General features: G+C 71.5%; 19 protein-coding genes and 1 tRNA gene. 18 read left to right on the top strand and 2 right to left on the bottom strand.

Features of this window, described 5'->3' with window-relative positions; all coding sequences use genetic code 11:
- Positions 1-138: 138 nt before the first annotated feature.
- Positions 139-1,062 carry a lytic murein transglycosylase gene (locus H5397_RS04910; RefSeq protein WP_309224278.1) on the top strand — a complete coding sequence of 308 codons (924 nt, stop codon included), beginning with the start codon at positions 139-141 and terminating at the stop codon, positions 1,060-1,062.
- A 4-nt stretch (positions 1,063-1,066) separates the two neighbouring features.
- Here the strand turns inward: H5397_RS04910 and H5397_RS04905 are convergent.
- A tRNA-Arg gene (locus H5397_RS04905) sits at positions 1,067-1,141 on the bottom strand.
- A gap of 108 nt (positions 1,142-1,249) precedes the next feature.
- Here H5397_RS04905 and lysA point away from each other — a divergent pair.
- From lysA to thrH, 3 genes are read left to right on the top strand one after another with little or no spacing between them, the layout of a single operon-like run.
- Positions 1,250-2,665 carry a diaminopimelate decarboxylase gene (gene lysA / locus H5397_RS04900; protein ID WP_182815232.1) on the top strand — a complete coding sequence of 472 codons (1,416 nt, stop codon included), beginning with the start codon at positions 1,250-1,252 and terminating at the stop codon, positions 2,663-2,665.
- An 11-nt stretch (positions 2,666-2,676) separates the two neighbouring features.
- The gene (locus H5397_RS04895) at positions 2,677-3,978 is read left to right on the top strand and encodes a homoserine dehydrogenase (protein ID WP_182815230.1); all 1,302 of its coding nucleotides are present in this window, start codon (positions 2,677-2,679) and stop codon (positions 3,976-3,978) included.
- Between the two features lies 1 nt (position 3,979).
- A complete protein-coding gene (gene thrH / locus H5397_RS04890; RefSeq protein ID WP_182815228.1) occupies positions 3,980-4,588 on the top strand; it encodes a bifunctional phosphoserine phosphatase/homoserine phosphotransferase ThrH in 609 nt (202 codons plus the stop codon).
- Here the strand turns inward: thrH and H5397_RS04885 are convergent, their stop codons facing one another.
- Positions 4,589-6,523: a DUF6541 family protein gene (locus H5397_RS04885; RefSeq protein WP_182815226.1), complete on the bottom strand. Its 1,935-nt coding sequence runs from the start codon at positions 6,521-6,523 to the stop codon at positions 4,589-4,591. It abuts the gene before it with no gap.
- Between the two features lie 229 nt (positions 6,524-6,752).
- Here H5397_RS04885 and rho point away from each other — a divergent pair, with 229 nt between their 5' ends.
- The 14 genes from rho (at position 6,753) to atpA (ending at position 20,376) form a co-directional block, all read left to right on the top strand.
- Positions 6,753-8,498, top strand: coding sequence for a transcription termination factor Rho (rho, locus tag H5397_RS04880; RefSeq protein WP_309224277.1), 1,746 nt, complete (start codon positions 6,753-6,755; stop codon positions 8,496-8,498).
- 169 nt (positions 8,499-8,667) lie between these two features.
- Positions 8,668-10,749, top strand: coding sequence for a glucose PTS transporter subunit IIA (locus H5397_RS04875; RefSeq protein ID WP_182815224.1), 2,082 nt, complete (start codon positions 8,668-8,670; stop codon positions 10,747-10,749).
- A gap of 1 nt (position 10,750) precedes the next feature.
- Positions 10,751-11,590 carry a PRD domain-containing protein gene (locus H5397_RS04870; RefSeq protein WP_182815222.1) on the top strand — a complete coding sequence of 280 codons (840 nt, stop codon included), beginning with the start codon at positions 10,751-10,753 and terminating at the stop codon, positions 11,588-11,590.
- Between the two features lie 138 nt (positions 11,591-11,728).
- Positions 11,729-11,944: a 50S ribosomal protein L31 gene (rpmE, locus tag H5397_RS04865; RefSeq protein WP_182815220.1), complete on the top strand. Its 216-nt coding sequence runs from the start codon at positions 11,729-11,731 to the stop codon at positions 11,942-11,944.
- 83 nt (positions 11,945-12,027) lie between these two features.
- On the top strand, positions 12,028-13,104 hold the full coding sequence (gene prfA, locus H5397_RS04860) for a peptide chain release factor 1 (protein ID WP_182815218.1): 1,077 nt from the start codon (positions 12,028-12,030) through the stop codon (positions 13,102-13,104).
- Positions 13,097-13,936, top strand: coding sequence for a peptide chain release factor N(5)-glutamine methyltransferase (prmC, locus tag H5397_RS04855; RefSeq protein ID WP_182815216.1), 840 nt, complete (start codon positions 13,097-13,099; stop codon positions 13,934-13,936). Before prfA ends, prmC begins: the two co-directional genes overlap by 8 nt.
- Positions 13,933-14,571: an L-threonylcarbamoyladenylate synthase gene (locus tag H5397_RS04850; protein WP_182815215.1), complete on the top strand. Its 639-nt coding sequence runs from the start codon at positions 13,933-13,935 to the stop codon at positions 14,569-14,571. Before prmC ends, H5397_RS04850 begins: the two co-directional genes overlap by 4 nt.
- 1 nt (position 14,572) lies before the next feature.
- Entirely contained in the window at positions 14,573-15,676 is a 1,104-nt protein-coding gene (locus H5397_RS04845; RefSeq protein ID WP_182815213.1) for a glycosyltransferase family 4 protein, read from the top strand.
- A complete protein-coding gene (locus H5397_RS04840; RefSeq protein ID WP_182815211.1) occupies positions 15,669-16,133 on the top strand; it encodes a hypothetical protein in 465 nt (154 codons plus the stop codon). Before H5397_RS04845 ends, H5397_RS04840 begins: the two co-directional genes overlap by 8 nt.
- Positions 16,134-16,237: 104 nt before the next feature.
- Positions 16,238-17,062 (top strand): F0F1 ATP synthase subunit A, encoded by an 825-nt coding sequence (gene atpB, locus H5397_RS04835; RefSeq protein ID WP_182815209.1) that lies wholly within the window; start codon positions 16,238-16,240, stop codon positions 17,060-17,062.
- Positions 17,063-17,109: 47 nt separating this feature from the next.
- Complete coding sequence (locus tag H5397_RS04830; RefSeq protein WP_131168042.1) at positions 17,110-17,337, top strand: ATP synthase F0 subunit C; 228 nt, start codon at positions 17,110-17,112, stop codon at positions 17,335-17,337.
- Positions 17,338-17,352: 15 nt separating this feature from the next.
- The gene (locus tag H5397_RS04825; protein ID WP_182815207.1) at positions 17,353-17,892 is read left to right on the top strand and encodes a F0F1 ATP synthase subunit B; all 540 of its coding nucleotides are present in this window, start codon (positions 17,353-17,355) and stop codon (positions 17,890-17,892) included.
- Complete coding sequence (locus H5397_RS04820) at positions 17,889-18,683, top strand: F0F1 ATP synthase subunit delta (protein WP_182815205.1); 795 nt, start codon at positions 17,889-17,891, stop codon at positions 18,681-18,683. The genes H5397_RS04825 and H5397_RS04820 overlap by 4 nt, the downstream gene beginning before the upstream one ends.
- 58 nt (positions 18,684-18,741) lie before the next feature.
- Positions 18,742-20,376 carry a F0F1 ATP synthase subunit alpha gene (atpA, locus tag H5397_RS04815; protein ID WP_182815203.1) on the top strand — a complete coding sequence of 545 codons (1,635 nt, stop codon included), beginning with the start codon at positions 18,742-18,744 and terminating at the stop codon, positions 20,374-20,376.

Below are 20,376 nucleotides of genomic sequence, written 5' to 3'. Positions count from 1 at the left end.
GGTCGCACTGGGCGATCCCGTCGACATCGCCCCTCGTGCGATGGTAGCGAGGAAACGGGCCCCGGACTAAATACCCGGGCGGCGTGGTGGACAGACTGCGTCGTGCCATCCCGGGCGGACTGCTGGGAGACTGGGGTCGTGCACCCCGACACCAGTCCTCCCACGCCCCCGGTCGAGTCGCAGGCCGGGGTGCTGGGCCCCGTCGTGGGCGGCCTCGTCGTCCTCGCGATCGTCGGCGGCGTGATCGGGGGCGCGGTGGCGACCCGGTCCGCGGGGCTGGCGTCCCCGGCGCCGTCGGTGGTGGAGGCCTCGCCGGGCCCGCCCGCGCAGCCCACGATGCTGTCCCCGGCCCCCACGACCAGCCCGACCCCGACCCCCACCCCGTCGGCGACGGCGGAGTTGTCCGCCAGCCCGGTCCCGAGCCCGGGCGGGGAGACACCGAGCGCAACCCCGAGCCCGGCCGCGCCCACGGCGTCCGCACGGCCGGTGACCCGGCCCACCAGCCGGGTCGACCCGCAATGGCTGGCGGACGTGGCGGAGCGGACGGGCGTCCCGCGCCGCGCGCTGGAGGCGTACGCCGCCGCGACGCTGACCCTCCAGCGGGAGGACGCCTCGTGCTCGCTGGGGTGGAACACGCTGGCCGCGATCGGGCAGATCGAGTCCCGGCACGGGTCGTTCGGGGGCGCGACCCTCGGTGAGGACGGGGTGGCCTCGCCCAAGATCATCGGGCCGGCGCTGGACGGCAACGGGTACGCCTCGATCCCGGACACCGACGGCGGGGCCCACGACGGCGACACGAAGTGGGACCGCGCGGTGGGGCCCATGCAGTTCATCCCGGGCACGTGGAAGCTGTACGGCGCGGACGGCAACGGCGACGGGGCGAAGGACCCCCACAACATCGACGACGCGTCCCTGGCGGCGGCGCGCTACCTCTGTGCCCGCGGTGGCATGGACTCGGCGGGCGGGTGGCGCAGCGCGGTGATCGGTTACAACCGCTCGGAGCAGTACCTGGCGGACGTGGCCCGCGTGGCCAACACCTACGCGCAGAAGGTGTCCGGCTGATGTGTGGCGCCCCCTGCAGGATTCGAACCTGCGCTCCCGCCTCCGGAGGGCGGTGCTCTATCCCCTGAGCTAAGGGGGCATGGCCCGTGGGCCGCAGGAAACTGTACCACTGCCGCGGTGGCGGTCCGCACGTCGCGGCGGTGGACCGCCCGGGGTCGGCCACGGCGACTCTGGGAAACTGGTCGCCATGACCCACATGCACGTCGCCGGCTCGATCCACGCGGACGCGGTGTCCGCCGCCCCGAACTGGCTCGTGAAGCCCACCGACGCCAATGTGCTCGTCGACGGGCTGTGGAGCGGTACGGTCGCGCGCGCCGACGACGGGGCCATCCGGATCGGCGGCCTGACGGTGCAGGAGATCGTCGAACAGGTCGGCACGCCCGCCTACGTGATCGACGAGGTCGACTTCCGCGGCCGCGCCCTGACGTGGCGGCAGGCGTTCGAGGGCTGGAAGGTCTACTACGCGTCCAAGAGCTTCCTGTGTGGCACGGTGGCGCGCTGGATCGACGACGCCGGGCTCAACCTCGACGTCGCCAGCATGGGGGAGTTGACCGTCGCGCTCCGTGCCGGTTTCGACCCCGCCCGCATCGGCCTGCACGGCAACAACAAGTCGGACGCCCTCCTGCGGCTCGCCCTGACCCGGGGCGTCGGCCGGATCGTCGTCGACTCGCCGGACGAGATCAGCCGGTTGGAGCGGCTGACCGCGGAGCTGGGCGTGACCGCCTCGGTGCAGATCCGCGTCACCACCGGCGTCGAGGCGCACACCCACGAGTACATCGCGACCGCGCACGAGGACCAGAAGTTCGGCTTCTCCATCTCGGGCGGCCAGGCGCTGGTGGCGCTCGTGCGCTGCCACGGCAGCGCCAACCTGGACCTGCGCGGCATCCACTCCCACATCGGCAGCCAGATCTTCGACACCAACGGCTTCGAGGTGGCCGCCCGCCGCACGCTGCGGCTGATGAGCCAGTTCAAGGAGGCGACGGGCGTCACGCTCCCGGAGCTCAACCTCGGCGGCGGCTTCGGCATCGCCTACACGATCGACGACTCCCCGGCCACGGCCCAGGAGCTGGCCCGCGGGCTGGACGACATCATCGACCACGAGTGCCGCGCGTTCGGCCTGGACAAGCCAGTGCTGTCGGTCGAGCCGGGGCGCTCGATCTCGGGCCCGGCGGGCACCGCGCTGTACACCGTCGGTACCACCAAGAACGTCGAGATCGGCGGGGGGCAGCAGCGCCGCTACGTCTCGGTCGACGGGGGCATGAGCGACAACATCCGCCCGGCCCTCTACGCCGCGGAGTACTCCGCCGTGCTGGCCAACCGGGTGAGCCCTGCGGCCCCCGTGCTCTCCCGCGTGGTCGGGCTGCACTGCGAGGGCGGCGACATCCTCGTCCGTGACGTGTTCCTGCCCGGCGACACGGGCATCGGCGACGTCCTGGCGGTGCCCGCCTCCGGCGCCTACAGCCGCTCCATGGCGAGCAACTACAACCACACGCCCCGCCCGCCCGTCGTGTCCGTCCGGGACGGTAGGATCACGACGATGATCCGGCGGGAAACCCTGGACGACCTGCTGGCCCTGGACGCCGGCCTCGACGAGACCTTGTGAGGACGAGACCGATGATGAACCTGGGGGACTCCCCTGTGCGCGTGGCCCTGCTCGGGTGTGGGGTGGTCGGGTCCCAGGCGGCCCGCCTCCTGCTGGAGCAGGCCGACGACCTGCGGGCGCGCGTCGGCCGCCCGCTCGAACTGGCCGGCATCGGCGTCCGCACGGTGCGCGAGCGGCCGGGCATCGACCCGAGCCTGTTCACCACCGACCTCGCCGGACTCGTCGACCGCGACGACATCGACCTCGTCATCGAGCTGATCGGCGGCATCCACCCCGCCCAGGAGCTGGTGCTGGCCGCTGTCCAGGGCGGCAAGTCGGTCGTGACCGCGAACAAGGCGTTGCTGGCCGAGCACGGGCCCGAGATCTACCACGCGGCCCGCCTGGCCGATGTCGACGTGTACTACGAGGCCGCCGTCGCCGGGGCGATCCCGATCATCCGGCCGCTGCGGGAGTCGCTGGTCGGTGACGCGGTGACGGCCGTCAAGGGCATCGTCAACGGCACGACCAACTACATCCTCGACCAGATGCACACCCACGGGGTGTCCTTCGACGCCGCCCTGGCCGACGCCCAGCAGCTGGGCTACGCCGAGGCCGACCCGACCGCCGACGTGGAGGGCCACGACGCCGCGGCGAAGGCGGCCATCCTGGCCTCGCTGGCGTTCCACACCCGCGTGCGCCTGTCCGACGTCTCCTGCGAGGGGATCTCGTCGGTGACGAGCGAGGACGTGGCCGCCGCCGAGTCCATGCGCTGCGTGATCAAGCTGCTGGCCCAGTGCTCGGTCTCCCCGGACGGCACCCTCGCCGTCGGCGTCCATCCCACGATGGTGCCGCTGGAGCACCCGCTGGCCGGCATCCACGGCGCCTACAACGCCGTCTTCGTCGAGTCCGTGAACGCGGGCCGGCTCATGTTCATGGGGCCGGGTGCCGGTGGCTCGCCGACGGCGTCCGCGGTGCTGGGCGACGTGGTCACCGCCGCCCGGAACCGCGTGCGCGGGGTGGCCGGCCCGGGCGAGTCCGCCTACACCAGCCCCGGGATCACCGATCCCGCGCGCGTGGTGTCGGCCTACTACATCGCCATGGTCGTGCGCGACGAGCCCGGCGTGCTCTCCCGTGTCGCCGAGGTGATGGCCCGCCGCGACATCTCGATCGCCACCGTCCGCCAGGAGCAGACGCGCGACGACGACGCGTCCGCCCGCCTCGGCATCACCACCCACCGGGCCTTCGACGGCGACGTGCGCGCCGCGGTGGCCGAACTCACCGAGGGCGGCGACGTCCTGGGCAACGTGCGCGTGCTGCGCGTGGAAGGAGCCTGACGTGCTGGTCGCCTGCCTCGACCTCGAGGGCGTGCTCGTCCCCGAGATCTGGATCAACGTCGCCGAGCGCACCGGCATCGACGACCTGCGCCTCACCACGCGCGACATCGCCGACTACGACGAGCTGATGACCCACCGCCTCCAGGTGCTGGACCGCCACGGCATCCGGCTGTCCCAGATCCAGGAGGTCATCGCCGGCATGGGGCCGCTGCCCGGCGCCGCCGCGTTCCTCGACTGGCTCCGCGAGCGCTTCCAGGTGGTCATCCTGTCGGACACCTTCTACCAGTTCGGTATGCCGCTGATGGCCCAGCTGGGGTACCCGACCCTGTTCTGCCACAACCTCGAGGTCGCCGACGACCGCATCGTCGACTACCACCTGCGCCAGCCCGACCAGAAGACCAAGGCCGTGGCCGCGCTGCAGTCGCTGAACCTCAGGGTCGTGGCGACCGGCGACTCCTACAACGACACCGGCATGCTCGGGCAGGCCGAGGCCGGCATCCTGTTCAGTCCGCCCGACAACGTGGTGGCCGAGTTCCCGCAGTACCCGGTCGCCCGCGACTACGACGCCCTGCGCGCCGAGTTCACCGGCGCGGCCGAGCGGGTCGGCTGATCAGTCGCAGGCGGTGACCCGGTAGAGGGTCGCGGCCCCCTGTGAGTCGACGACCTCGAACCCCGGCGCGGCGTCGAGCCCGTGCAGTCCCGGGTGCGAGGTCTCGGACTCGTACACGCCCTCGATCTCGAAGGGCTCCAGGGCCAGCGCGTGGTGTGCGCCGGTCTCGGCGACGGCGGCGCACACGGCCGGGTCCGTGGCCGCGTCGCGCAGGTGCAGGGCCAGGTACTCCGCGGCCGGCGTCACGGGGGCGTTCATGTAGTAGTGCGTGACCCGCCGGTCCGCGATCGCGTAGGCGAGGCTGCCGCCCTGGCTGGGGTTGACCACCAGCACGGCGTCGTCCGGGGTCGTGTCCGGCAGCCGCTCGATCAGCGCCCGCTCGTCCGGGGTCAGCAACCAGGCCGTGGAGTCGGCGACGAAGCGCTTGCGCACCTCGTCGCGGAGCCCGCGCATCCCGTCCGAGGCGACCGCCGTGGCCAGCAGGGCGGCCGCCAGCGCCATGGCGACCACGACGCCCACCCGCATGGGCAGGTGCTCGGCGAACCACCGGGCCACGGAGTCCCAGCCGAGCACGGCGATCGGGACGACCAGCACCGTCGCCACGGCCGCGATCCGGTAGGGGTCGGTGTAGTAGGGCGCGGTGAGCAGCAGGGGGAGCGGGCTCGTCTCGAGGGCCACCGAGGCGACGTAGGCCGTCGAGACCAGCGCGAAGGACGCCAACAGCGGGCGCAGGCGCGCGGTGGCGACCAGCACGAGCAGGCCCGCCACCAGGCCGATCGCGAGCGAGGGGACCGGGGGGCGGCCGATGGACGTGCCGGCGACCACCTCGCCCAGCGCGCGGCCCCGCTCCAGGAACGGGTCGCGCACCGACCCGGCGGCGATGGCGTCCCCCAGCACGTACCAGGCCACGGGGAAGGCGACGAGGAAGCCCGCCGCCACCGTCAGGGTCCACACCACGGAGCCCCGGACCGCGCGGAGGTCGCCCCGGCGCACCAAGGGCCAGACCGCGGCGATCGCGACCGGGAACAGGAACAGGCCCACGGACAGGGCGGCGTTCGGGTGGGCCAGGGCGACCGCGGCGCCGGTCAGGGCCGCCATCGTGACGGCGCTGCCCAGGCCCAGGACCGGGTGGTCGTCGCGCCCGAGCGCGTCCCAGACGACGGTGAACAGGACCGGCGCCAGCGCGATGCCCAAGAGGTTGGGGTACAGGGTGCCCCAGCCGGCCAGCGTGAGGGGGAACGACACCGAGGAGAGGGCGAGGACGCCCACGAGGAGCCGCCCCGCGGTGCCGGGCCGGACGACCACCTCGACCAGCCAGGCCACCGACAGGGGCCACACGAGGAAGACGATCGCGAGGGTGCACGCCTGGCTGGCGACGAGGGCGTCGGTGCCGCTGAGCTGCATGACGAGCCCGGCCCAGTCGTGCCAGGCGGCCGGGTAGAAGGAGTTGGTGGTGACCGGTGCCAGGGCGAAGGGCGACGCGTGCCCGGAGGCGACCAGGTGCGTCGTGTTGAGGTGGAAGACGTTGTCGTGGCGTTGCGAGAAGGACTCCGGGGAGACCAGCGCGTCGAGCACGAGCCCGCCCATCGCGATCCCCGCGACCCCGATCCCGGCGAGGTACGCGAGCAGGATCCGGGGCGACCTGCTCGGGGGCGCGGCCTCGGCGGGGGGACGACCCCGACGCACGAGGATCCGGCCGCCCACGACCCCGCCGAGCAGCAGGACGGCGACGCCGAGCACCCAGGGCCAGCCCCAGAGACCGCCGGCGACATCGGCCAGGATCGCGCTCACCGACAGCACGAGGACCGCCACGGGGGGCGCGAGGGCGGCCGAGGCGAGCGGGGGGAGGCGGAGCGCGGCGAACAGCGCCGGGGCCGGCCAGTACAGGGCCACCAGGGCGACGAGGACGGCGGGGACGGCCGCGGACCAGGGCACCGGCCCCTCCTCTCGGGTGTGCGACAGCGACCCAGTATCGCACGCGGGGGTGTCCGGTTCGCGGCCGCTCCGGGGTGCCGTGCTAGCATAGTCACCAGCGCATTCGCGCGCAGCCCCCCAGATCGGGTGCGACCGACCATGACGCGGTGCAGGATCTGACCCTCCCATCACTCAAGGTGGCAACCCCCACCTGGCCCGGCGTGCCACGCCGGTGCTCGGAAGGACATTCGTGACCAACATCGACTCGATGCTCCTGCCCGACCTCAAGAAGGTCGCCAGCTCGCTCGGCGTGAAGTCCGCCGGCCTGCGCAAGGCGGAGCTCGTCGCAGCCATCCGTGCCCAGCAGGGCAACGGTGCCCCCAGCGCGCCCGCCTCCGCCGGCGAGCAGCCGCAGCGCACCGCCCGCCGCCGCGCGGCCCGCCCCGAGGGCGCGCCCGAGCAGGCGCCGCAGGAGGCCCTGCCCGCCGCGGCCCCCGCGGCGTCGGCCCCCGCACCCGCGGCGTCCGACAACGACGACGTGGCCTCGCGCCTCGAGGCGCTGGCCGCCGAGCCGGGCCGTCGCCAGCGCAACCGCAACCGCAACCGCGACGGTGGTGCGGGCGGTGACACCGAGCAGGCGCGTCAGGCGCCGGCCGACGAGGCACCCTCGGGCGGCGCCGAGCAGGCCGAGGCCCGCGCGCCGCAGCAGAACAACCAGCCCCAGCGCTACGAGGACGACGAGGCTGGGGGCGGCCGCCGCAACCGCCGGCGCCGCAACCGTGACCGCAACAACCGCCAGCGCACCAACCGTGGCGGCCAGGGCGTCGACATCGGCCGCATGGAGGCCGAGCCGACCGTCACCGACGACGACGTGCTGACCCCGATCTCCGGCATCCTCGACGTCCTCGACAACTACGCCTTCGTGCGCACGCAGGGGTACCTGCCCAGCACCAACGACGCGTACGTGTCGCTGTCGATGGTCAAGAAGTGGGGCCTCCGCAAGGGCGACATCGTGACCGGCGTCATGCGCGCCCAGCGCGAGGGGGAGCGGCAGAAGTACAACCCGCTCGTCCGCGTCGAGACGATCAACGGCACCGACCCCGAGCAGGCGAAGGGACGCCCCGAGTTCAACAAGCTGACCCCCCTGTACCCGCAGGAGCGGTTCCGCCTCGAGACGACGCCGACCAACATGACCGGGCGGATCATCGACCTGGTCGCGCCCATCGGCAAGGGCCAGCGCGGCCTGATCGTGTCCCCGCCCAAGGCGGGCAAGACGATGGTCATGCAGGCCATCGCGAACGCGATCTCGCAGAACAACCCCGAGGTGCACCTCATGGTGGTCCTCGTCGACGAGCGTCCTGAGGAGGTCACCGACTTCCAGCGCTCGGTCAAGGGCGAGGTCATCGCGTCCACGTTCGACCGCCCGGCCGACGACCACACCACGGTCGCCGAGCTGGCCATCGAGCGGGCCAAGCGCCTGGTCGAGCTGGGCCACGACGTGGTCGTGCTGCTGGACGGCATCACCCGCCTCTCGCGGGCCTACAACCTGGCCGCCCCGGCGTCCGGCCGCATCCTGTCCGGTGGTGTCGACTCCGCGGCGCTCTACCCGCCGAAGAAGTTCTTCGGTGCCGCGCGCAACGTCGAGAACGGCGGATCCCTGACCATCCTCGCCACCGCGCTGGTCGAGACCGGCTCGAAGATGGACGAGGTGATCTTCGAGGAGTTCAAGGGCACCGGTAACATGGAGCTGCGCCTGCGCCGCGAGATGGCCGACAAGCGCATCTTCCCGGCCATCGACGCGGTCGCCTCCGGCACCCGCCGCGAGGAGCAGCTCATGACCCGCGAGGAGCTCGCGATCATGTGGAAGCTCCGCCGCGTGCTGTCCGGCCTCGACGACCAGGCCGCCCTGGAGATGCTGATCAACCGCCTCAAGAAGACGCAGACGAACCTCGAGTTCCTCCACGTCATCAGCCGCACCACGCCCAGCCAGGACTAGCTCCCGGCCGGGCCCCCGGCGGGGCTTGCACAACCCGGGGCCGCGGTCTATCGTGGCTCACGAGTTCAAGCTCATCAGGGTTGTTACCCGTCAGGGGCGAGACCTGAGACACTCGCGTGTCTCAGGTCTTTTTTGCGTTCTGGGGGGTGCCTAACGACAAGGAAGTCCCATGCAGTCAACGACACAGGGTTCCACGGCCGAGCAGATCGTCTCCGCCGTCGGTGGGCCCGAGAACATCATCAGCCTCACCCACTGCGCGACCCGGCTGCGCTTCGAGCTGAGGGACGCCGCGGGCATCAGCCAGCCCGCGGTCGAGTCCATCGACGGCGTCCTCGGCGCCGTGCCGCAGAGCGGCGACCGCTACCAGGTCGTCATCGGCGGCGGCGTCCAGACGGTCTACAACGCGATCATGAACCTGCCGGACATGCGCGGCGCCAAGGGTGCGCTCAGCGACGCCGACGTCAAGGCCGCCGCCCGCGCCAAGGCGCGCGGCAAGGTCGCCTGGGTGGACGCGTTCTTCGAGTACCTGTCCGACAGCTTCCGCCCGCTGCTGGGCGTGCTGCTGGGCGGCTCGCTCATCATCGCGATCGCGGCCGTGCTGGACGCCCTCGGCATCGTCCCCTTCCAGGGCGTCGACCGCGCCGCCGAGGCCGGTGCGACCTGGATCTTCTGGGACGCCATGTGGCGCGCCGTCCTCTACTTCCTGCCGATCATGGTCGCCTACAACGCCGCCAAGAAGCTCGACGTCGACCCGTGGCTGGGCGCGACCATCATGGCCGCCCTGTTCACCCCCGAGTTCATGAGCCTCACCGACACGGCGAAGTTCCCGGGTACGACCTGCACCACCAACCCCACCCTGGGCACCGAGTCGTGCGTCGCCACGATCTTCGGCCTGCCGATGCAGCTGAACGGGTACGGCGGCCAGGTGTTCGTGCCGCTGATGATGGTCGCGATCCTCGCGCTGGTCTACCGGTTCCTGAAGAAGGTCTTCCCCGAGAACGTGCAGATGGTCTTCGTGCCGTTCCTGTCGATGCTGGTCATGATCCCGCTCACCGCATTCCTGATCGGCCCGCTGGGCATCTGGCTGGGCACCGGCCTCGGCGCGGGCCTCGCGTGGCTCAACACCTCGGCCCCGATGGTGTTCGCGATCATCATCCCGCTGATCTACCCCTTCCTCGTCCCGCTCGGCCTGCACTGGCCGCTGAACGCCCTCATGCTGGCCAACATCCAGACGCTGGGCTACGACTTCATCCAGGGCCCCATGGGCGCGTGGAACTTCGCCTGCTTCGGCGCGACCGCCGGCGTCCTGTTCCTGTCGATGCGTGACAAGGACACCGTCATGCGCCAGACCGCCACCGGCGCCCTCGCCGCGGGCCTCTTCGGCGGCATCTCCGAGCCCTCCCTGTACGGCATCCACCTGCGCTTCAAGCGGATCTACCCGCGCATGCTGGTCGGCTGCCTCGCCGGCGGCCTCACCATCGGCATCCTCGGCACGCTGTTCACCTCCGGCGACGTCCGCGGCGTCACCACCGGCGCGTTCGCCTTCACCTCGCTGCTGACGATCCCGGTCTTCAACCCGATCTGGATCTACGTGGTCTCCATCGCCATCGCGTTCTTCGTCGCCATGGTGCTGGTCATCATCTCCGACTACCGCACGCCCGAGCAGAAGGCCGAGGCGCTCGCCGCCCGCGAGCAGGCCGAGGCCGACCTCGCCCTGGCCACCGCCGCCCCGGTCGCCGCGACGTCCACCGCCACCGCGGCGGCTGCTGCCCCCGCCGCCACCGCGACGCTGGTCGCGACCGCGGTCGTCGGCTCCCCGATGGCCGGCCGCGTGGTCAGCCTCGACGACGTGGAGGACAAGGTCTTCTCCTCCCGCGCGCTCGGCGAGGGCGTGGGCGTCGTCCCGACCGCCGGCCGGGTCACCGCGCCGGTCACCGGCACGCTGGTCACCGTCCCCAAGAGTGGGCACGCGTTCGGCATCAAGACCGACGACGGCGTGGAGGTCCTCGTGCACGTGGGGATCGACACCGTGCGCCTGAAGGGGGAACATTTCGACGTGGCCGTGACCAAGGGACAGCGCGTGGAGGCCGGCGACCTGCTCGCCGACGTGAACCTCGACGGCATCCGCGAGGCCGGCTACGACACCACCACGATCGTGGTCGTCACCAACACCAAGGCCATGGCCTCGGTGACCCCGATCACCGGTTCGGACGTCGCGCCCGGCGAGCCCGTCATCGAGGTCACCCGCTGACGTGGAGATCCTGCGCGTCTTCAACAACAACGTCGTCCTCGCCCGGGACGACGCGGGTCGGGAGGTGATCCTGACCGGCCGGGGCCTGGGCTTCCAGGCCCGGCCGGGACGGACCGTCGACCCGACGCTGGTGACGCGCACCTTCATCCCGGCCGACGGCCGCGACCCCGACCACCTGGCCGAGCTCCTGGCAGGCATCCCGCCCGAGCACGTCCAGCTGGTCGGGGAGGCCCTGGCCGAGGCCGGGCTGGACGCCAGGGCGTCCGCCAGCCCGACCCTCGTCATCGCCCTCGCCGACCACGTCAGCTTCGCCCTGCGCCGCCAGCGCCTGGGCGTGGCCGTGGAGTACCCCGTGGTCGCCGAGGTGAAGAACCTGTACGCGGGGGAGTACGCGCAGGCCCGCGCGCTGCTCGCCGCGATCAACGCGCGCAGCGACGAACCGCTCCCGGACGCAGAGGCCGTCGCGCTGGCCCTCCACCTGGTCAACGCGGGCTTCGCGTCCGGGGACCTGTCGTGGACCTACACGATGACCGGCGTCATCCAGCAGATGATGGACGTCATCGGCCAGTCCTACGGCCTCGAGCTCGACCCGGGGTGCGTGAGCGTCGGGCGGTTCGTGACCCACCTGCGCTACCTGTTCGTCCGGATCGAGCAGCACGAGCAGCTCGACCAGCAGCACTCCCCGGTGGGCGGCGCCATCCGCGCGGCCTACCCCCGGGCCGTCGCGTGCGCCGAGCGGCTGGCGTCCATCGTGGAGCTGCGGCTGGGCTCGCCGCTCACCGACGACGAGGTCTCCTACCTCGCGCTGCACGTGGCGCGGGTCACCGAGACGGCCGCCTGACGGCACGCCGGCCGCGCATTTGGGCGACGGGCGCGCGTGCGGCATACTTGATCCTCGGTGCCGGTTCACGCCCAGGGCCCCATGGCCCGGTCAATCCCGTTCGGCGACCCGGTACGACACCATCGCAAGGAGACGTTCATGAAGCAGGGCATCCACCCGGACTACGTGGAGACCCAGGTCAGCTGCACCTGTGGCAACACGTTCACCACCCACTCGACCGCCAAGGGCGGCACCATCCGCGCCGAGGTCTGCGCCGAGTGCCACCCCTTCTACACGGGCAAGCAGAAGATCCTCGACACCGGTGGTCGCGTCGCCCGCTTCGAGAAGCGCTACGGCGCCAAGAAGGGCAACTAGTCCATCCGCACGCCGGGTGCCAGCACGAGCTGGCACCCGGCGTCGTGTTTGCCAGACCACCCACGGCGGAGCAGGAGCCCTCGATGTTCACCAACGCGGACGCGCTGCGCGAGGAGTACGCCTCGCTCGAGGCGCAGATGGCCGACCCGGCCACGCACTCCGACATGGCCCTGTCGCGCCGCGTCGGGCGGCGCTACTCCGAGCTCACGCCCATCGTGCGCGCCCTGGCCGAGCACGACACGCTGACAGCCGACCTCGAGGCCGCGCGCGAGCTGGCCGCCGACGACCCGGCGTTCGCCGAGGAGGCCGTCGACCTGGAGGCGCGGCTGGGGGAGTCCTCCACGCGCCTCGCCGAGATGTTGGCCCCCCGCGACCCGCACGACTCCCTCGACGCGCTGCTGGAGATCAAGTCGGGCGAGGGCGGCGAGGAGTCGGCCCTGTTCGCCGGCGACCTGTTCCGGATGTACAGCAAGTACGCCGAGCAGCGTGGCTGGAAGGTCGAGGTCCTCGACTCCACCGAGACCGACCTGGGCGGCATCAAGTCGCTCACCATGGCGGTGAAGGGGAGCGCGAGCGCGGGACCCGACGACTCGCCCTACGGCGTGCTCAAGTTCGAGGGTGGGGTCCACCGCGTGCAGCGCGTCCCGGTCACCGAGACCCAGGGCCGCATCCACACGTCGGCCGCCGGTGTGCTGGTGATGCCCGACGTCGAGGACGACGCCGACGTCGAGGTCTCCGAGGACGACCTGCGCGTCGACGTCTACCGCAGCTCCGGCAAGGGCGGCCAAGGTGTGAACACCACCGACTCCGCCGTGCGCCTGACCCACCTGCCCACCGGACTGGTGGTGACCTGCCAGAACGAGCGCAGCCAGCTGCAGAACAAGGCCTCCGCCCTGCGCATCCTCAAGGCGCGCCTCGCCGCCCTGGCCGAGGAGCAGGCCGCGGCCGAGGCGTCCAGTGCCCGCAAGTCGCAGGTGCGCACGGTCGACCGCTCCGAGCGGATCCGCACCTACAACTTCCCCGAGAACCGCATCGCCGACCACCGCATCGGCTACAAGGCGCACAACCTCGACGCCGTGCTCGGCGGCGACATGTCCGGGGTCGTCGAGGCCCTGCAGGCCGCGGACCTGGCCGAGCGCCTCGGTGCCGCCGGTGCCTGAGTCGGTCTCGGCCCTCGTCGCGCGGCTGTCCCGCCGGGTCCCGGCCCACGAGGCGCGCATCCTCCTCGCCCACGTCCTGGGCACCGACCTGTCCCGCCTGCTGGTGGCCGACCCGCCGGACGCCGCGACCGTCGCCCGCCTCGAGGGGCTGGTGGCGCGCCGGGAGGCCGGCGAGCCCCTGCAGCACGTGACGGGCACCGCCCCGTTCCGCACGGTCGACCTCGAGGTCGGCCCCGGGGTGTTCATCCCGCGCCCCGAGACCGAGGTGATGACGGGCTGGGCGCTGGAGCGGATGGCCGAGGTCGACGCGCCGTTCGTCGTCGAGCTGTGCGCCGGATCGGGGGCCATCACCAAGGCGCTGGCCACCGAGTTCGGCGCCGCGGCCACGTACCACTGCGTCGAGCTGTCCTCGGACGCCTTCGCCTACCTCGAGCGCAACCTGGCCGGCCTCGGCGTCGACGCGCGGCTGGGGGACATGGCGGACGCCTTCGCCGACCTCGACGGGACCGTCGACCTGGTCGTGGCCAACCCTCCCTACGTGCCGCTGGACCACTGGGCCGACGTGCCCGCCGAGGTGCGCGACTTCGACCCTGCGCTGGCGCTGGTGTCGGGCGCCGACGGGCTGGACGCCATGCGCGTCGTCGCCGACGTGGCCGCCCGCCTGCTCCGGCCCGGCGGCTGGGTGTGCGCCGAGCACGCCGAGGTGCAGGAGGCCTCGGCCCCGGAGGTGTTCGTGCGGCAGGGGTCCTTCACGCACGTGGCCGACCACCGCGACCTCACGGACCGGCCCCGGTTCGTGACCGCCCGGCGGGGTGGCAGGATGGGCGCGTGAACCACACTGTCATCGACATCGCCGACGCCGAGGCGGCCCACGCCGCGGCCACGGCCGCGGTGGCGGCGGGCGAGGTGATCGTCCTGCCGACCGACACCGTGTACGGGGTCGGGGCACAGGCGACGTCGGGCGCGGCCGTGCAGCGCCTGCTGGACGCCAAGCGGCGCGGCCGCGACTTCCCCCCGCCGGTGCTCGTCGCCGAGGTCGGGATGGTCCGCGCGCTGGCGACCGGCACGGACGAGCGCCTCGACGGCCTGGCCGCCGCCTTCTGGCCCGGCGCCCTGACCGTCGTGCTCAACGCGCGCGAGACCCTGCGGATGGACCTGGGGGAGCGGGGCGCGACCATCGCGGTGCGGGTCCCGGACCACGACTTCACCCGTGAGCTGTTGCGCCGGACGGGGCCCCTCGCGGTGAGCAGCGCCAACGTGCACGGCGAGGAGCCCGCGCTCACCGTCGACGCCGCCGTCGCCCAGCTGGGGGACTCCTGCTCGGTGTACCTCGACGCGGGGGAGATGGGCGGGCCCGTCCCCTCGACGATCGTGGACCTGACCGGCCCCCGGGCCCGGGTCCTGCGCGAGGGCCGGATCACCTCCGCCCAGCTCAACGAGGCCGTCCCCGGGTTGATCGAGGACTGAGGTGCGCGAGTACCTGCTGGTGCTGCTGGTGGCCGCCGGCGTGACCTACGTCGGGGCCAGCCTCGCGCGCCGGCTGGCGTTCCGCTACAACGCCGTCGCCCTCGTCCGCGACCGCGACGTGCACACCACCCCGATCCCGTACTTCGGCGGGGTCGCGATGCTCGCGGGCACCACCGCGGCGCTCATCCTGGCCACGAACCTGCCCTGGCTCGGCCGCTTTGAGCTCGTCCAGCGCGACGCGTGGGCCGTGTTCTGGGCGTCCGTGCTGATCTGCACGGTCGGCGTCGTCGACGACATGTTCGAGCTGGGGGCGATCCCCAAGTTCGCCGGCCAGACGCTGGCCGCGGGCATCGTGGTGCTCAACGGGGTGAAGTTCTACTGGATCCCGCTGCCGGACCGGATCATCGCCCTCGACAACGTCGCCGCCACCGCGGTGGCGGTGTTCGTCATCCTCGTCTGCGTCAACGCGATCAACTTCATGGACGGGCTGGACGGGCTCGCCGCCGGGGTCGTCGGCATCGGTGCGGGCGCCTTCTTCGTGTACGCCTACCTGCTCAGCTACGAGCAGGAGCTCGTCCGTGCCACCACGGCCTCGCTGCTCACCGTGGCGCTCGTCGGGGTGTGCCTGGGCTTCCTGCCCCACAACATCCATCGCGCGCGCATGTTCATGGGCGACTCGGGCTCGATGCTGCTGGGCTTCCTGCTGGCCACGTCGATGATCAGCCTCACCGGCCAGCTCGACCCCTCGCGGCTCAACGCCAGCGGGGGAGCGCTCATCTCCTCATACCTTCCCCTCCTCCTGCCCCTGGCCGCGATGGCCCTGCCGTTCATCGACCTGGTGAGCGCCTACGTGCGCCGGACGCTCGCGGGCCGGCTCTGGTACCAGGCCGACAAGCAGCACCTGCACCACCGGATGCTGGAGCTGGGCCACTCCCACCGGGTCGCCGTGGCCCTGCTGTGGCTGTGGTCGGCGGTCATCGCCTTCGGCGTCGTGCTGATCGGGATCACCGACGCCTGGTGGGCGTGGCTGGTGCTCCCCGTCGGGCTGGCCGTCGCGGCCGCCCTCACCTTCCGCAACCGGGACAGGAGCGTGGGACATGCGTGAGCGAGCGCCGCGGCGTCCGATCAGCGAGAACACCCGCCGCGCGCAGGAGCTGCTCGTCGCCGGGCTCGTGGGCGGCCACGTGGCCGCACTCACGGTGGTGGGGCTGTTCCTGGCGCTCGGCGGCACGCAGTCGGCCGCCACCGCGGCCATCGGCGCGGCGGTGACGATCGCCTTCTACACGATCGCGCTCGGCGTCCAGCTCGCGGTGGCGGACGCCTCGCCCAAGGTCGTGCTGTTCGCCTGGTTCGCCTCCTACGTGACCCGCGTCAGCCTCCTGGGGCTGGGGCTGGCCGCCGTGCTCGCCAACGCCGAGCGCTGGGCGTGGCTCGACCCGGTCGCCCTGTTCGTCTCGACCATCGCCACGGTGATGGGCTGGCTGGCCCTGGAGCTGTGGCGGTTCTCCCGCATGCGGGTGCTCGTCTACGACGAACCGTCGGAGATCTCACGGCGAAGTTGAATGTGACTCCGCGGCAAAGGCGTTGCTAGAGTCCTGACCGCACCCCGAGGAATGCTCGAAATCCTCGGGAGCATGTCCAGCGAAGGTTGATGCAAGGAGGCGCAATGGGTGGGCTCAACGGGCTGATCCTTCCGCTGGAGGGAGAGGCGTCCTGGCCTCCCGGCGAGCACAGTTTCGGCTCGCGCTACCTCTTCCCGGGCGTCGAGTCCGGCTGGCTGACCAACCACGCCGCGCAGGCGGTCATCGGTGCGATCCTGGTGATCGGCTTCTGGCTGTGGATGGCGCGGGGCCAGTCGATCGTCCCCGGCAAGAAGCAGGCCGTCGGCGAGTTCGTGTACGACTTCGTCCGCAACGGCATCGCCCGTGACATCCTCGGGCCCGAGTTCCGCAAGTACCTGCCCCTGCTGCTGACGCTGTTCTCCTTCATCCTGGTGAACAACCTCTTCGGGCAGTTCTTCCTCTTCATGTTCCCGACCTTCTCCAAGATCGGCTTCGCCTGGGGCCTGGCCCTCGTCGCATGGGTCGTCTACAACGGTGCGGGCATCAAGAAGCACGGCCTCTTCGGTTACCTCAAGCACGCCACCCTCCCGGCCGGCGTCCCGAAGTTCCTGTGGCCCCTGATCATCCCGCTGGAGTTCCTCTCCAACATCATCGTCCGGCCGCTCACGCTGGGCCTGCGTCTCTTCGCCAACCTGTTCGCCGGCCACCTCGTCATCGTGGTGTTCGTCGTCGGTGGCACGCTCCTGCTGACCGCCACCGAGAACCTCGGCGGCTTCCCGATCCCGCTGCTCAACGTCGCCGGCGTGGTCTCGATCCTGTTCAGCTTCGCGATCTTCGCCCTCGAGCTGCTGGTCGGCTCGATCCAGGCCTACATCTTCACCGTCCTGACCGCCCAGTACGTGTCCTCGGCCATCGCCGAAGACCACTAAACCACCAGAGCTTTCGTCAGAAAGAAACCATCCGAAAGGAACGAACCATGCTCCTCTCCCTCCTGGAGATCAACGGCTCGATCAACATGATCGGCTACGCGCTGGCGACCCTCGGCCCGGCCCTCGGTGTGGCCTGGATCTTCGCGTCGGTCATCAACGGCACCGCGCGTCAGCCCGAGGCCCGTGGCGCCATGATGGGCACCGCGTGGATCGGCTTCGCCGTGGTCGAGGCGCTCGCCATCATCGGCATCGCCCTCGCCTTCGTGCTCAGCTGACCTGAGGGTTGACACATGCTGCCCCTCGCAGGTGAATCTCCTCTTGGTCCGCTCCTCCCGGAGCACATCGAGGAGCTCTTCGTCGGCCTGATCCTCTTCGCCATCATCCTCGCGGTGATGTGGAAGGTGGTCGTGCCGATGTTCGAGAAGACGTACGCCGAGCGCACGGCCGCCATCCAGGGTGGGATCCAGAAGGCGGAGGCCGCCCAGGCCGAAGCCGCTGCCGCCCTGGAGGAGTACAAGGCCCAGCTCGCCACGGCACGGGAGGAGGCCTCGCGCATCCGCGAGGAGGCCAAGACCCAGGGCGCCGCGATCGTGGCCGACATGCGCCAGCAGGCGACCGAGGAGAGCAGCCGCCTCCTCGCCAACGCCAAGGCGCAGATCGAGGCCGAGCGCGCCGCCGCGGTGAGCTCGCTCCGCACCGAGATCGGTGGTCTGGCCACGACCCTGGCCGGCCGCATCGTGGGCGAGTCCCTCGATGACGACGCTCGCGCCCGCCGCACGGTGGACCGCTTCATCGCCGACCTCGAGTCCCAGCCGGTGGAGCAGGCATGAGCGCAGCCGCCGAGTCCCGACTGAAGGCCCTGGACGGTGTCCTGGACAGGCAACCCGCTTCCGAGGCCCTGGCCGACGAGCTGTTCGCCGTCGTGGAGGCCGTGGGCGCCCAGCCCTCCCTCCGCCGTGCGCTGACCGACCCGTCCACGCCGGACGAGGTGCGCTCCCAGCTCACGCAGTCGCTGTTCGGGGACCGCGTGAGCGGGGCTGCGGTGGCCGTCCTGACGGAGGCTGCCCGTGCCCGCTGGGGCACGGCGGGCTCCTTCGTCGCGGCGCTGGAGCGCCAGGGCGTCCGCGCCCTGCTCCGCACCGCGCAGGACGCCGGCCGGCTCGACGAGCTGGAGGACCAGCTCTTCAAGGTCGAGCGACTGGTCGACGCCAACCCCGAGCTGCGTCGTGCGCTGGGGGACCGCCGAGCCCCGATCGAGGGCCGTGAGGAACTCCTCGCCGGCCTCCTGTCGGGCAAGGTGCTCCCGAGCGTGGCCCGCCTCGCGAAGCGAGCGGTCGCGGCACGCCAGCGGACCTTCGACCTCACGGTCGAGGGCTACCTCAAGGCAGCAGCAGAACTGCGCGAGCGCGCGGTGGCGACCGTCACCGTGGCACAGCCCCTCGCCCCCGAGCAGGAGGAGCGCCTCCGGGCCGCCCTCTCCCGCCAGGTGGGTCGTGAGGTCAACGTGCGCGTGGTGATCGACCCCACCGTCGTAGGCGGTGTCCGTGTGTCCCTGGGTGACGAGGTCATCGAGGGCACGGTTGCTGGGCGTCTGACCGACGCGCAGCGCAAGCTGGCCTGAGGGCCAACCCAGACCTGATTTCAAGCAAGCAGCGAAGCAGCGAAGGAACGCATTCGACATGGCGGATCTGACCATTCGTCCCGACGAGATTCGGGACGCCCTTGACCGGTTTGTCTCCAACTACACGCCGGACACCTCCACCCGCGAGGAGGTCGGCACCGTCGTGACTTCGGGTGACGGCATCGCCCGCGTCGAGGGCCTGCCCTCGGCCATGGCCAACGAGCTGCTCGAGTTCGCCAACGGCACGCTCGGCATCGCCCTCAACCTGGACGTCCGCGAGATCGGTGTCGTCGTGCTCGGCGACTCCGAGGGCATCGAGGAGGGTTCGCAGGTGCGCCGCACCGGCGAGGTCCTCTCCGTCCCGGTGGGCGACGGCTACCTCGGCCGCACGGTCGACGCGATGGGCAACCCCATCGACGGCCTCGGCGAGCTCACCGACATCCCCGAGCGCCGCACGCTCGAGCTCCAGGCCGCCGGCGTCATGGACCGCCAGGAGGTCCGCGAGCCGCTGCAGACCGGCCTGAAGGCCATCGACGCGATGATCCCGATCGGCCGCGGCCAGCGCCAGCTGATCATCGGCGACCGCAAGACCGGCAAGACGGCCATCGCGATCGACACGATCATCAACCAGAAGGCCAACTGGGCCTCCGGCGACCCCACGAAGCAGGTGCGCTGCATCTACGTCGCGGTCGGCCAGAAGGGCTCGACCATCGCCGCGCTGCGCAAGACGCTGGAGGAGGCCGGCGCGATGGAGTACACCACCATCGTGCACGCCCCGGCGTCCGACCCCGCCGGCTTCAAGTACATCGCGCCCTACTCGGGTTCCGCGATCGGCCAGCACTGGATGTACCAGGGCAAGCACGTCCTGATCATCTTCGACGACCTGACCAAGCAGGCCGAGGCCTACCGCGCCATGTCGCTGCTGCTGCGTCGTCCCCCGGGCCGCGAGGCGTACCCCGGTGACGTCTTCTACCTCCACTCCCGCCTGCTGGAGCGCTGCGCCAAGCTCTCCGACGAGCTGGGTGGCGGTTCGATGACCGGCCTGCCGATCATCGAGACGAAGGCCAACGACGTGTCGGCGTACATCCCGACCAACGTGATCTCGATCACCGACGGCCAGATCTTCCTGCAGTCCGACCTCTTCAACGCCAACCAGCGCCCCGCGATCGACGTCGGTATCTCCGTGTCCCGCGTCGGTGGTGCCGCGCAGATCAAGGCCATGAAGGGTGTCGCCGGAACGCTGAAGATCGGCCTGGCCCAGTACCGCGACATGCAGGCGTTCGCGATGTTCGCGTCCGACCTCGACGCGGCCTCCCGCCGCCAGCTCGACCGGGGCGCCCGCCTCACCGAGCTGCTGCGCCAGGGCCAGTACCAGCCGTACCCGGTCGAGGACCAGGTCGTCTCCGTGTGGGCCGGCACCAACGGCCACTTCGACGACATCCCCGTCGAGGACGTCCTGCGCTTCGAGTCCGAGCTGCTGGAGCACCTGCGCCGCAACACGCCGATCCTGGCCACCATCGCCGAGACCCAGAAGTGGGACGACGACACCGCCAACGCCGTCGTGGCCGAGATCGGCAAGGTCAAGCAGCAGTTCAAGACCTCGTCGCAGCAGGCCCCGGTGGGCGAGGGCGAGTCCAAGTCCCTGGGCGAAGACGACGTCGACGCCGAGAAGATCGTGGTCCAGAAGCGCTGA

Source organism: Propioniciclava sp. MC1683, assembly GCF_014164675.1.
GTDB lineage: Bacteria > Actinomycetota > Actinomycetes > Propionibacteriales > Propionibacteriaceae > Propioniciclava.
The sequence above is the reverse complement of the archived record's forward strand: the minus strand, read 5'-3'. Positions and strand labels throughout refer to the sequence as shown.

Bases quoted from the DNA above. Each gene is read 5' to 3' on its own strand.
- lysA (WP_182815232.1), top strand. From the start codon at position 1,250: ATGACCCACATGCACGTCGCCGGCTCGATCCACGCGGACGCGGTGTCC.
- H5397_RS04895 (WP_182815230.1), top strand. From the start codon at position 2,677: ATGATGAACCTGGGGGACTCCCCTGTGCGCGTGGCCCTGCTCGGGTGT.
- H5397_RS04875 (WP_182815224.1), top strand. From the start codon at position 8,668: ATGCAGTCAACGACACAGGGTTCCACGGCCGAGCAGATCGTCTCCGCC.
- rpmE (WP_182815220.1), top strand. From the start codon at position 11,729: ATGAAGCAGGGCATCCACCCGGACTACGTGGAGACCCAGGTCAGCTGC.
- prfA (WP_182815218.1), top strand. From the start codon at position 12,028: ATGTTCACCAACGCGGACGCGCTGCGCGAGGAGTACGCCTCGCTCGAG.
- H5397_RS04840 (WP_182815211.1), top strand. From the start codon at position 15,669: ATGCGTGAGCGAGCGCCGCGGCGTCCGATCAGCGAGAACACCCGCCGC.
- atpB (WP_182815209.1), top strand. From the start codon at position 16,238: ATGGGTGGGCTCAACGGGCTGATCCTTCCGCTGGAGGGAGAGGCGTCC.
- H5397_RS04830 (WP_131168042.1), top strand. From the start codon at position 17,110: ATGCTCCTCTCCCTCCTGGAGATCAACGGCTCGATCAACATGATCGGC.
- H5397_RS04825 (WP_182815207.1), top strand. From the start codon at position 17,353: ATGCTGCCCCTCGCAGGTGAATCTCCTCTTGGTCCGCTCCTCCCGGAG.
- H5397_RS04820 (WP_182815205.1), top strand. From the start codon at position 17,889: ATGAGCGCAGCCGCCGAGTCCCGACTGAAGGCCCTGGACGGTGTCCTG.
- atpA (WP_182815203.1), top strand. From the start codon at position 18,742: ATGGCGGATCTGACCATTCGTCCCGACGAGATTCGGGACGCCCTTGAC.